A 12,053-nucleotide genomic window follows, 5' to 3' on the forward strand; every position below is an offset into this window, starting at 1 on the left:
AAAGGCCGCAGCGTGGCGATGTCCCCCCTCTTCATGCATGCCCTGGCGGCGCTGTGTGCGCTGTGGCTGGCCGTGGGCGCGGCGCGCGCGCAGGAGATCGTCACCGACGACAAGTCGCAGGCGGCCGCCAAGACGGTGCTCGGCATCCTGGGCTACACGCGCTGGCCCTCCGCGCCGCAGACGGTGCGGCTGTGCGTCGTCGGCCCCACCGAATACGCGGACGAACTGCTCAAGGGCGGCGTGCTCCCGGGCGAGCGCCGCGTGCAGGTGCGCCGCATGCGGCTGGACGACGCCGGGCTGCTCTCGCAGTGCGACGGCGTCTATGCCGGCATGCTGGACGACGCCGCCTGGCGCCAATTGCGTGCGCGGCTCGAATCGCAGCCGCTGCTGTCCATCAGCGAGCGGCAGGAGCTGTGCCTGATCGGCTGCATGTTCTGCCTGGACGTGCGCGAGAACGGCGTGGCCTTCGAGACCAACCTCGACTCCGTGGCGCGCAGCGGCGTGCGCGTGAATCCGCGCGTGCTGCAGCTCGCGCGGCGCAAGGGCGCTCCCTGATGGGCCAGCGGCACGGGGCGGCGGGCAGGCCCTCCTCCTTGCGCGGCGTGGTGCGCCGCGCGCACCTGGGCATGGCGCTGATGGCGATGGCGCTGGCCGGCTCGCTGCTGCTGCTGGCGGGGCTGGTGGCGCTGCGTGTGAACCTGGAGAGCAACCTGCAGCTCATGGCGCGCTCCGTCGCCTACACGGTCGAGGCGGCGGTGGTCTTCAAGGACGCGGAAGATGCCGGCCAGACCCTGGCGCACATGCTCGCGCACGAGGGCGTGGCCCGCGCCGTGGTGCGCGACGCGCAGGGAGCGGTGTTCGCGCAGTGGCAGGGCGCTGCGCCCGGCCTGCGCGCGCGCACGGGGCAGGCGCTGGCGCGGCTGGCGCTGCTGGCCCCGGCGATGGCGCCCATCCGCTACGAGGGCGTGCCCGTGGGCTCTGTGGAGCTGCGCGGCGACGGCCAGGCGCTCTTGAACTTCGTGCTCACCGGCCTGGCGGCGCTGCTGGCCTGCACGGCCGTCAGCGGCGCGGTGGGATTGCTGCTCGCGCGGCGCATGCTGCGCGACATGGTCACGCCGCTGCAGGCGCTCGCCCACGTGGCGCGCGCGGTGCGGCGCGAGCGCGCCACGGGCCTGCGCGTGCCGCCTGCGCGGCTGGACGAACTGCGCGAGCTGGGCGACGACTTCAACGCCCTGCTGGGTGAATTGGAAGACCGCGAGGCGCTGCTGCGGCAGAAGAACGCCGAACTGCAGCAGCGCGCGCTGCACGACAGCCTGACCGGCCTGCCCAACCGCGCCAGCTTCGAGCAGCAGCTGCAGGCGGCCATCGCGCAGGCGCGCGCCACCGGCCAGCCCATGGCGCTGCTGTTCATCGACTGCGACCGCTTCAAGCAGGTCAACGACACCCATGGCCACGCCGCGGGCGATGCGCTGCTGATCGAGGTGGCGCGCCGCCTGCAGGCGCAAGTGCACGTGGACGGGCGCGCGGGCGACGTGGTCGCGCGCCTGGGCGGCGACGAGTTCGCGGTGGTCATGGCGCCCCCGGCCGCACAGGCCGAGGCGGCGGCGCTGGCCGAGCGCGTGGCGGCCGCCATGCGTGCGCCGCTGGTGCTGGAGGGCGGCAGCGTGCTGCAGCCGGCGGTGAGCGCGGGCGTGGCCGTGTTCCCGCAGCAGGGCGGCGACATGGAATCGCTGCTGCGCAGCGCCGATGCCGCGATGTACGAAGTGAAGGCCCGCCGGGGCCGGCGGATGACGGATACGGAGGAAACACAGAGATGACGACGACGATGGCAACCCCCACCCGGTTCTTCCTGCGCCTGCTGTGGCTGTGCGCCGCCGCGCTGGCGCTGGGCGCCTGCCAGAGCCCGCCGCCCGCGGCCGCCGACGCGCCGGCCGAGCGCCGCGCGCAGGTGCTGCGCGCGCAGGGCTTCGTGCAGACGGACGACGGCTGGGAGCTGCAGATGTCCGGCAAGCTACTGTTCGACTTCAATTCCGACGCCATGGCTGGCGAGCGCCGCGAGATGCTGGCGCGCATGGGCCGTGCGCTGGTGGAGGTGGGGGTGCGCGCGCTGCGGGTGGAAGGGCATGCCGACGACCAGGGCTCGTCCGACTACAACGAGCGCCTGTCGCTGCGCCGCGCCCAGTCGGTGGCCCAGGTGCTGGCCGAGACGGGCATCCCGCGCGAGCGCATCGACGTGCGCGGCTACGGCGCGAGCCGCCCGCTGGTGGCCGGAACCAGCGAGGCCGCGCGCCAGGAAAACCGCCGCGTGGCGCTGATCGTGCCGGCGCAATAAAAAAATTCACGGGCCGCACAAAAGCCTTCAAGCCGGCCCGGGGTGCCTGGGGCTACGATGCGTGGCTTGCCGTTTGCACCCCATCCCCCCGAGGAACCGACGTGGCCGATCTTTCCAAAATCACCTGTATCGAAGACCTGCGCGTGATCGCCGAGCGGCGCGTGCCCCGCATGTTCTACGACTACGCCGATTCCGGCTCGTGGACCGAGGGCACCTACCGCGCCAACGAGAGCGACTTCCACCCCATCAAGCTGCGCCAGCGCGTGGCCGTGAACATGGAAGGCCGCACCACCGCCACCACCATGGTGGGCCAGCAGGCGAAGATGCCGGTCTCCATCGCCCCTGTGGGCCTCACCGGCATGCAGCACGCCGACGGCGAGATCCACGCCGCGCGCGCGGCCGAGAAGTTCGGCATTCCGTTCACCCTGTCCACGATGAGCATCTGCTCCATCGAGGACATCGCCGAGCACACCAGCGCGCCGTTCTGGTTCCAGCTCTACATGATGCGCGACCGCGATGCCATGGCCCGCATGATCCAGCGCGCCAAGGACGCGAAATGCAGCGCCCTGGTGCTCACGCTCGACCTGCAGGTGATCGGCCAGCGCCACAAGGACATCAAGAACGGCCTCACGGCGCCGCCGCGGCCCACGCTCAGGAACATCCTCAACCTCATGACCAAGCCGCAGTGGTGCATGGCCATGGCGGGCACGCAGCGGCGCACCTTCCGCAACCTGGTGGGGCACGTCAAGGGCGTGTCGGACATGAACTCGCTCGCCGCGTGGACCAACGAGCAGTTCGACCCGCGCCTGTCGTGGGAGGACGTGCGCTGGGTCAAGCAGCAGTGGGGCGGCAAGCTCATCCTCAAGGGCATCATGGAAGTGGAGGACGCGCTGCTCGCGGCCCACAACGGCGCCGACGCCATCGTGGTCAGCAACCACGGCGGGCGCCAGCTCGACGGCGCGCCGTCCTCCATCCATGCGCTGCCGGCCATCGTCGATGCGGTGAGCGACAAGCTGGAGGTGTGGATGGACGGCGGCATCCGCAGCGGCCAGGACGTGCTGCGGGCCTGGGCCCTGGGCGCGCGCGGCACCATGATCGGCCGCGCCATGGCCTACGGTCTGGGCGCGTTCGGCGAAGCGGGCGTGACCAAGGCGCTGCAAATCATCCACAAGGAGCTGGACGTGAGCATGGCCTTCTGCGGCCACACCAACATCCAGAACGTGGACAAGTCCATCCTCGTGCCGGGCACCTATCCCGTGGCGCCGCGGGGCTGAGGGTGCTATTCAAACCATAGCTGGTTGCGTTTGTAGAAAGCCATTTTCAGGTGTGAATGGCATTGAAATCCTTGTAAGGCAAGCGCAAGCAGCTTCTTTTTCATAGCGACCGCTGCAGCGCCGCCACCTCCCGCTGCATGGTCTGCACGACCATCTCTTCCCTGGGCTGCATGCGCGCCGTCATGGCGCTGACGCTGATGGCGCCGACCACCGCGCCGCCCCGGTCGCGGATGGGCACGCCCACGCTGGTCACGCCGGCCACGGCGTAGTCGGTGATGCGCGCGAAGCCCTGGGCGCGCGCCTCTTCCACCAGCCCGAGCAATATCCGCCGCGTCAGCCCGCCGTAGGGGGCCAGGTGCGGCTCGATGCGGTCCAGCACGCAGGGCAGGTCTTCGCGCGGCATGAAGCTCAGCAGCGCGAGCCCGCCGCCGCCGATGCCCAGCGGGCGGCGCTTGCCCACCTGCACCGTGAGCACCTGGATGGGGAAGCTGCCCGACTGGCGGTCCAGGCAGAACGAGTCGGCACCGCTGCGCACCATCAGGAAGGCCGTGTCGCCCGTTTCCGCGCTGATGCGGCCCAGGTGCGGTGCGCACTGGTCGCGCAGGTGGAAATGGGTCGATGCCACCAGCCCCAGCTCGTACGCGAAATGGCCCAGCCGGTAGCGGCGCTGCGCGTCCTGCATGACCAGCCCGCCCTCGACCATCTGCCGCAGCAGCCGGTGCACCGTGGGCTGGGGCAGGCCGCTGGCGGCCACGAGGTCGGACAGGCGCGCGCCGCTGGTGTGCTCGGCGGAAATGAGCCGCAGCAGTTCGATGGCGCGGCCCAGGCTTTGGACGGTGGACATGGATAAAAATTCGCAGTGAATCCGTATTGTGGACTTATCGACTTGGGTTTGTAGATGTTTGTGGGAAAAATTGCGCCAATTCCTGCTGCTCTTCTTTCAATAAGTCCGTATTGCGGAAAACTGCATGTACCCCATCGATTTCTTCTACCGCGCCGCCCGCCTGTACCCGCAGCGCGAAGCCCTGGTGAGCGGCCGCGAGGTGCTGACCTATGCCGAATTGGCCGGGCGCGTGAACGCGGCGGCCTGCGCGCTGCAGGCGCTCGATGCGCAGCCGGGCTCGCGCGTGGGCATCTGCGCGGGCAACACCGTGGACCACGTGGTGGCGCTGCTGGCCGTGCTGGCGGCGGGCAAGGTGTGGGTGCCGCTGAACTGGCGCAATCCCGCGGCGGAGCTGAACCGCATCATCGAATTCACCGCGCCGTCCATCGTCGTGGCCGAGCCCGCGCACCTGGGTACGCTGGATTTGTCGAACGTGCAGGCCGTGGCGCTGGGCGAGTGCGCGGGCACGCCGCTGCTCGCCGCCCTCGCGCAGGCCCAGCAGGGGCGCATGCCAACGCCTCACCAGCGCTCGCGCGACGAGGCGCAGGCCATCAAGTTCACGGGCGGCTCCACGGGCGTGCCCAAGGGGGTGATGCAGCCCTACCGCGCCTGGGTGGCCACGCTGGTGAACCAGATCCAGGCCTTCGGCTTCGATGCCGACGACCGCTACCTCGTCTCCGCGCCCGTCACGCACGGCACCTCCACCTACCTGCTGCCCATCCTGGCGCAGGGCGGCTGCCACGTGCTGCCGGCCAGCAACAAGCCCGCCGAGCTGCTGCGCAGCTTCCGCGAGGACGGCATCACCACCACCTTCATGCCGCCCACGCTGCTCTACATGCTGGTGGCCGAGGCGCACGGCGGGCGCCTGCACCTGCCGCGCCTCAAGCACCTGATCTACGGCGGCGCGCCCATGCCGCCCGAGAAGATCCGCACGGTGCGCGAATGCTTCGGCCCCGTGCTGGAGACCACCTACGGCCAGACCGAGGCGCCCCAGGTCGTCAGCATCATGCGCGCCGAGGACTTTGCTGACGAGGCCAACTGGCGCTCCGTGGGCCGCCAGGGCCTGCTGGCCGACATGGCCATCATGGACCCGCAGGGCCGCCTGCTGCCCGCGGGCGAGGCGGGCGAGATCGTGGTGCGCGGCGACCTCGTCATGAGCGGCTACTGGAAGATGCTCGAGAAGACGGCCGAGACGATCGTGGACGGCTGGCTGCACACCGGCGACCGGGGCTACGTGGATGAGCGCGGCTATCTGTTCCTCAAGGACCGGCTGCGCGAGGTGGTCATCACGGGCGGCTTCAACGTCTACCCCATCGACGTGGAAAGCGTGCTCGACCAGCACCCGGCGGTGCACGAGTCGGCCGTGTTCGGCATCGAGGACGACAAGTGGGGCGAGGCCGTGCACGCCGCCGTCCAGCGCAAGCCCGGCGCGCAGGTGAGCGAGCAGCAGCTCATCGCCTTCGCCAAGGAGCACCTGGGCTCGGTCAAGACGCCCAAGGCCATCCATTTCTACGACGACCTGCCGCGTAGCGTGGCGGGCAAGGTCCACAAGGTCACCCTGAAGGCAGACATCACGCGCAAGCTGCGCGAGGAAACGAAAGCATGAGCGGCAAGCCCCCACAGCGTCCGTACACCGAGCTGTGTACGCATTCGCAGACGTCGGTCCACTATCGGGGCGACAACCTCGCCGAGGACATCCTGGGCCGGCGCGGCTTCACCGACGTGCTGTTCTCGCAGATCCTGGGCCGCCGGCCCGATGCGGATGATTTGCGCGTGCTCGATGCCGCGCTCGTTGCCATCATGGAGCACGGCCTCACGCCCAGCGCCATCGCCACGCGCATGGTCTACATGAGCTCGCCCGAGAACATCCAGAGCGGCGTGGCCGCGGGGCTGCTGGCCGTGGGCAGCCAGTTCGTGGGCACGGTGGAGAACTCGGCCATCCTGCTGCGCCGCATCATCGACGCGCCCGAGGGCGTGGAGGCCGCCGCGCGCGCCACGGCGCAGCAATACCGCGCCGAGCGCAAGCCCATCCCCGGGTTCGGCCAGCACATGCACAAGCCCGACGACCCGCGCGCCTCGCGGCTGCTGGCCATCGGGCGCGAGCACCCGCGCTTCGAGGGGCGCTACCTGCATGCGATGGAAGTGCTCTCGCGCGAGGTGGACGCCGCCTTCGGCAAGCACATCACCATCAACGCCACCGGCGCCGTGGGCACGCTGCTGGGCGAGTTGGGCGTGCCGCCGGCGCTAATGCGCGGCTTCGCCATCATCTCGCGCGCGGCGGGGCTGGTGGCGCACATCGCGGAGGAGCAGCGCATCCCCTCGGCGCGCTTCGTCTGGGACCTGGTGGACCACGAAGTGCCGTACCGCGGCGCGGGCGAGGGCCATAACAAGGACCGGAGCGGCGCATGACGGGCGGCGTGCTGGTCTGCGACTCCGTCACCCGCATGGACCCCGCCGTGCGGGGCCGCGCCGTCATCGCCGCGTCGCACGGCGGCGTGTATGCCGTGCACCTGGCGCTCAGCGAGGGCGTGGGCGGCCTCGTCGTCAGCGATGGCGGCGTGGGCCTGGCGCGCGCCGGCATCGCCGGGCTGGACTTCGCGCAGGCGCTGGGCGTGCCCTGCGCTGCCATCGACCACCGCTCGGCGCGCATCGGCGACGGGGCCGATTGCGCTGCGCGCGGGGTGATCGCCTTCGCCAACGCCCAGGCTCAGCGGTTGGGCGTGCGCGCGGGCATGCCCGCCCTGCAGGCCGCGCAGTGCCTGGCCGCCGCGCCCCTGCGGGCGGTGGACCCCGGGCCGCTGCCCGCCGAGGCGCGCACGGTGCTGCCGCCGCAGGCGGGCCGGCGCCCCATCGTGCTGATCGATTCCGTGTCGCTGGCAGCCCCCGAGGACCGGGGCGCGGTGGTGCTCACGGGCTCGCACGGCGGCCTGCAGGGCGGGAGGCCGGAGTCCGCGATCAAGGTGGACGTGTTCGCCGCGCTCTACAACGATGCGGGCATCGGCTGCGACGGCGCGGGCGTGTCGCGCCTGCCGGCGCTCGATGCGCGCGGCATCGCAGGCGCCACCGTGGCCGCGGACAGCGCGCGCATCGGCGACGCGCGCTCGGCCTGGGAGACGGGTGTCATCAGCCGCGTCAACCAGACCGCCCGTGCCCTGGGCGTGCGCGAAGGGCAGAGCGCCCGCGCGTGGGCCGAAGGCATGGCCGCTGCGGCAGGAAGGCCATGACGATGACGACCTCTGCCTGCTTTCCCCCGCTCGACGCCCTGCCGGGCCGCGGCCGCGTCGCCGGCAAGGTGGCGCTGGTGTTCGGCGGCGGCTCGGCCGGCCCCGGCTGGGGCAACGGCAAGGCCGCCGCCATGGTCTACGCCCGCGAGGGCGCGCGCGTGGCCGTGGTGGACATCCGCGGCGAGGCCGCCGAGGAAACCCGCGACCAGCTCCGCGCCGAGGGCTTCGATGCCGAGGCCTACGTCGCCGACGTGACCGACTCCGCCGCCGTGGCCGGGGTGGTGCGGCAGGTGCACGCGCGCTTCGGCGCCATCGACATCCTGCACAACAACGTGGGCATCACGCGCATGGGCAGCGTGGTGGAGATGGACGAGGCCACCTGGCAGCAGGTGATCGACACCAACCTCACCGGCGTCTTCCTCACCTGCAAGCACGTGGTGCCGGTGATGCTGGAGCAGGGCCGGGGCGCGATCGTGAACATCTCGTCGCTCGCCTCGCAGCAGATCAACAGCTACCCCTACATGCCGTACTACGCCGCCAAGGCCGGGCTCAACCACTTCACGCGCGCGCTGGCCGTGCAGTACGCGGCGCGGGGCATCCGCGCCAACGCGGTGCTGCCTGGCGTGATCGACACGCCGCTGATCCACCAGCAGATCGCCGGCCAGTTCGCCAGCACCGAGGAGATGCTGCGCACGCGCAACGCCGCCAGCCCCATGGGCCGCATGGGCCAGGCCTGGGACGTGGCCTACGCCGCGCTCTACCTGGCCAGCGACGAGGCCCGCTACATCACGGGCGTGTGTATTCCCGTGGACGGCGGCAAGGGCTGCACCGGCAAATGAACCACCATCACAAAACCAGGAGATGACACCATGACCCCTTCCACCCCACGCACCAGCCGCCGCCTGGCGGGCCTGGCCCTGGCGCTCGCGGGCGCATTCGCGGCCCTGCCGGGCCTGGCGCAGAGCGGCTTTCCGGACAAGCCGGTGCGCCTCGTCGTGCCCTTTCCGCCGGGCGGCACGTCGGACATCAGCGGCCGCGTGCTGGCCGACGCGCTATCGCGCGAACTGGGCCAGCCCGTCATCGTCGAGAACAAGGCCGGTGCGGGCGGCTCGGTGGGCGCGCGCTACGTGGCCGAGTCCAAGGCCGACGGCTACACCCTGCTGCTGGGCACCACCAGCACCAACGGCACCAACTCGGCCGTCTACAAGAACTTGCCCTTCGACGCGGTCAAGAGCTTCACGCCGATCACGCGCATCCTCGAAGTGCCCGGCGTCCTGAGCGTCAACAAGAACTTCCCGGCGAAGACCTATGCCGACTTCGCCAAGCTCGTCGGGCAGTCGCCCGGCAAGTACGTGTATGCATCGTCGGGCAACGGCGGCGCGACGCACATGGCGATGGAGTACTACAAGTCGCTCAGCGGCATGCGCGTGGTGCACGTGCCCTACCGCGGCACGGGCCCGGCGCTCAACGACGTGATCAGCGGGCAGGTGGACATGATCTACGACACCCTGGCCTCGTCCATGCCCCACATCAAGGCCGGCAACCTGGTGCCCCTGGCGCTGGCCACGCCGCAGCGCGTCAAGGACCTGCCCGACGTGCCGACCTTCGCCGAACTGGGCCTCAAGAGCGCCAACGACGGCTTCTGGAACGGCGTGCTGGCGCCCGCGGGCCTGCCGGCCGACGTGCTCAAGACGCTGCACGGCGCCATTGTGCGCGCGCTGCGCACCCAGGCGGTGCAGGAGAAGTTCGCCGCCGCCGGCGCGATCGCGGTGGAAGACACGCCTGCGGCGTTCGCCAAGATCATCGCGGACGACGTGGCCAAGTGGAAAAAGGTGGCCCAGGACAACCGCATCTCCGCGGATTGAGGACATCCCCCTGAGCGGCTGCGCCGCTTCCCCTCTCTCGCGCTTTGCGCGGGAAGGGGGACGCAGCCGGCGCGGCGGGGCGGCCCTTGCGCGGCTGCCCGCGGGTGCGGTGCGCCTGTCTCACGGATGGGCTGTACGCCTTCGCGGCCCTGCATGAGGGGGATGCCCATCGGCGTCGGGGCGCGCGCCCCGGCGGCGCTATAACCGGCGCATGAGCTTTTCCTGGATGGCCGCCTGGGCCTGGATCCCCCTGACCCTGTGCGCCGCCGCCGCGCAGACCGCACGCAACACCGCCCAGCGCTCGCTGACCCAGGAGCTGGGCACGCTGCCCGCCACCCTCGCGCGCTTTCTCTACGGCCTGCCGTTCGCGGGCCTGTGGCTGGTGCTGCTGTATGCGTGGCCGGGGCGGACGCCGGCGGTGCCCGGCTTCAGCGCCGCCTACCTGGGCTGGATCGCGCTGGGCGCGTTCTTCCAGGTCGCGGCCACGGCCGCGCTGCTGCTGGCGATGAAGGAACGCAACTTCGCCGTGGCCGTGACCCTGTCCAAGACCGAGGTGCTGCAGGTGGCGCTGTTCTCCAGCGTCTTCCTGCACGAGCTGCCCACGCCGCTGGCGCTGGTGGCGATGGTGCTGGCCACGGCCGGGGTGCTCATGCTGTCGCTGCCGCCGCGCGGGCAGATGCTGTCGCTGGCGGCCTGGACGAGCCGGTCGTCGCTCTACGGCCTGGCCTGCGGCGCGTGCTTCGCGCTGGCCACCGTGGGCTTTCGCGGCGCCGCGCTGGCGCTGGGGGCCGAGACGCCCTGGCTGTCGGGCGCCTGGGGCGTGCTGATCGCGCAGGCGCTGCAGACGGTGGGCCTGGGCGCCTGGGTGGCCCTGCGCACCGAGCGCGGGCTGGGGCCCCTGCTGCGCTCGTGGCGCGTGTCGCTGGTGGCGGGCAGCATGGGCGCGGCCGCGTCGCTCGGCTGGTTCACGGCCTATGCCATGCAGAGCGCGGGGCCGGTGCGCACGCTGGGCATGGTGGAGGTGGTGTTCAGCTACCTGGTGTCGCGCCGCATGCTCAGCGAATCGTTCACGCGCCCCGAGAAGATCGGCATGGGCGTGATGCTCGCGGGGCTGGTGCTGATCTGCATGCAGGGGTTGTGAAGTGCTTCACTTTCGATAGCTGCTCGCGCTTGATGGATGGGCGCTAGAGGTCTATTTGGCTTGTATTCACCTCGGCGCGGGCAAGCGCTCCGCGCAGCGCGGACAATGGCGGCCGTGACCGCGCCCTTGCCGCCCCTTCCGTCCAGCCGCATCGCCCACCTCGACATGGATGCGTTCTATGCCTCCGTCGAGCTGCTGCGCTATCCGCAGCTCCAGGGGCTGCCCGTGGTCATCGGAGGCGGGCGCAGCGCGCAGGACGAGGCGCTGGCCGCCGCCTATGCCGGCCGGCTGGCGGACATCCCGGTAGACGCGTTCCCCCGGCTGCGGGACTATGCGGGCCGCGGCGTGATCACCACCGCCACCTACCCGGCGCGGCATTTCGGCGTGGGCTCGGCCATGGGCATGATGAAGGCCGCGCGCCTGTGCCCGCAGGCCATCCTGCTGCCGGTGGACTTCGCCGAGTACCGGCGGTTCTCGCGGCGGTTCAAGGAGGTCATCGTCTCCATCGCCCCGGTCATGGAGGACCGCGGCGTGGACGAGGTGTACATCGACTTCACCGAAGTCCCCGGCGGCCAGGAGGAGGGCGGCCGAGCGCTGGCGCAGCGCATCCAGCGGCGCATCGCCGAGGCCACGGGCCTGACCTGCTCCATCGGCGTGGCGCCCAACAAGCTCATCGCCAAGATGGCGAGCGAGTTCAACAAGCCCAATGGCATCTCCGTCGTCCACCCGGATGACCTGCAAACGCTGATCTGGCCCCTGGCCTGCCGCAAGATCAACGGCGTGGGCCCCAAGGCGGATGCCAGGCTGCAGGGCCATGGCATCCACACCATCGGCGAGCTGGCCGTGCGGCCGCGCGAGTGGCTGGTGGAGCACTTCGGCCGCTCCTACGGCGCCTGGCTGCACGACGCAGCCTGGGGCCGCGACAGCCGGCCCGTGGTCACCGAGAGCGAGCCCGTCTCCATGAGCCGCGAGACCACCTTCGACCGCGACCTGCACGCCGTGGCCGACCGGGCCGAGCTGGGGCGCATCTTCACCGAGCTGTGCGAACAGGTGGCGGGCGACCTCCAGCGCAAGGGCTACGTGGGCAAGACCATCGGCATCAAGCTGCGCTACGACGATTTCAAGATCGCCACGCGCGACCAGACGGTGGAGCGCCACACGCAGGACGCGGCCGTCATCCGGCGGGTGGCGGGCCTGTGCCTCAAGCGCGTGCCCCTGACCAAGCGCCTGCGCCTGCTGGGCGTGCGCGTGGGCAACCTGCTGCCCGAGGCCTGCGCCGCGGCGCTGCCGCCACCGGGCTGGGGCGAAAGCGCGCCGCTGTTCTGAAAAAATGC

12 protein-coding genes are annotated in these 12,053 nt (G+C 71.1%); 11 read left to right on the forward strand and 1 reads right to left on the reverse strand.

Going from position 1 to position 12,053, the window contains the following annotated elements:
- Positions 1-18 precede the first annotated feature (18 nt).
- The 4 genes from AAG689_RS03315 (at position 19) to AAG689_RS03330 (ending at position 3,606) form a co-directional block, all read left to right on the forward strand.
- A complete protein-coding gene (locus AAG689_RS03315; protein ID WP_020228418.1) occupies positions 19-555 on the forward strand; it encodes a YfiR family protein in 537 nt (178 codons plus the stop codon).
- Positions 555-1,817, forward strand: coding sequence for a diguanylate cyclase domain-containing protein (locus AAG689_RS03320; RefSeq protein ID WP_406624752.1), 1,263 nt, complete (start codon positions 555-557; stop codon positions 1,815-1,817). The genes AAG689_RS03315 and AAG689_RS03320 overlap by 1 nt, the downstream gene beginning before the upstream one ends.
- An 8-nt stretch (positions 1,818-1,825) precedes the next feature.
- Positions 1,826-2,332, forward strand: coding sequence for an OmpA family protein (locus AAG689_RS03325; protein ID WP_406624753.1), 507 nt, complete (start codon positions 1,826-1,828; stop codon positions 2,330-2,332).
- A 101-nt stretch (positions 2,333-2,433) separates the two neighbouring features.
- Positions 2,434-3,606, forward strand: a complete 1,173-nt coding sequence (locus AAG689_RS03330) for an L-lactate dehydrogenase (RefSeq protein ID WP_406624754.1) — start codon at positions 2,434-2,436, stop codon at positions 3,604-3,606.
- 100 nt (positions 3,607-3,706) lie between these two features.
- On the opposite strand, the gene AAG689_RS03335 is transcribed toward AAG689_RS03330, so the two are convergent.
- The gene (locus AAG689_RS03335; RefSeq protein WP_406624755.1) at positions 3,707-4,450 is read right to left on the reverse strand and encodes an IclR family transcriptional regulator; all 744 of its coding nucleotides are present in this window, start codon (positions 4,448-4,450) and stop codon (positions 3,707-3,709) included.
- A gap of 124 nt (positions 4,451-4,574) precedes the next feature.
- Between AAG689_RS03335 and AAG689_RS03340 the strand changes: the two genes are divergently transcribed.
- The 7 genes from AAG689_RS03340 (at position 4,575) to dinB (ending at position 12,045) form a co-directional block, all read left to right on the forward strand.
- Positions 4,575-6,095, forward strand: a complete 1,521-nt coding sequence (locus tag AAG689_RS03340; RefSeq protein ID WP_406624756.1) for a class I adenylate-forming enzyme family protein — start codon at positions 4,575-4,577, stop codon at positions 6,093-6,095.
- Entirely contained in the window at positions 6,092-6,898 is an 807-nt protein-coding gene (locus AAG689_RS03345; protein ID WP_406624757.1) for a citryl-CoA lyase, read from the forward strand. The genes AAG689_RS03340 and AAG689_RS03345 overlap by 4 nt, the downstream gene beginning before the upstream one ends.
- Positions 6,895-7,713, forward strand: a complete 819-nt coding sequence (locus AAG689_RS03350) for a hypothetical protein (protein ID WP_406624758.1) — start codon at positions 6,895-6,897, stop codon at positions 7,711-7,713. Before AAG689_RS03345 ends, AAG689_RS03350 begins: the two co-directional genes overlap by 4 nt.
- Positions 7,710-8,552: an SDR family NAD(P)-dependent oxidoreductase gene (locus tag AAG689_RS03355; protein WP_406624759.1), complete on the forward strand. Its 843-nt coding sequence runs from the start codon at positions 7,710-7,712 to the stop codon at positions 8,550-8,552. The genes AAG689_RS03350 and AAG689_RS03355 overlap by 4 nt, the downstream gene beginning before the upstream one ends.
- 30 nt (positions 8,553-8,582) lie before the next feature.
- Positions 8,583-9,578 carry a Bug family tripartite tricarboxylate transporter substrate binding protein gene (locus tag AAG689_RS03360; protein ID WP_406624760.1) on the forward strand — a complete coding sequence of 332 codons (996 nt, stop codon included), beginning with the start codon at positions 8,583-8,585 and terminating at the stop codon, positions 9,576-9,578.
- 211 nt (positions 9,579-9,789) lie between these two features.
- Positions 9,790-10,719 carry an EamA family transporter gene (locus AAG689_RS03365; RefSeq protein ID WP_406624761.1) on the forward strand — a complete coding sequence of 310 codons (930 nt, stop codon included), beginning with the start codon at positions 9,790-9,792 and terminating at the stop codon, positions 10,717-10,719.
- Between the two features lie 105 nt (positions 10,720-10,824).
- A complete protein-coding gene (gene dinB / locus AAG689_RS03370) occupies positions 10,825-12,045 on the forward strand; it encodes a DNA polymerase IV (RefSeq protein WP_406624762.1) in 1,221 nt (406 codons plus the stop codon).
- Positions 12,046-12,053: the final 8 nt, after the last annotated feature.

Source organism: Acidovorax sp. SDU_ACID1 (assembly GCF_045291395.1).
In the GTDB taxonomy this organism is placed as follows: Bacteria; Pseudomonadota; Gammaproteobacteria; order Burkholderiales; family Burkholderiaceae_C; genus MR-S7.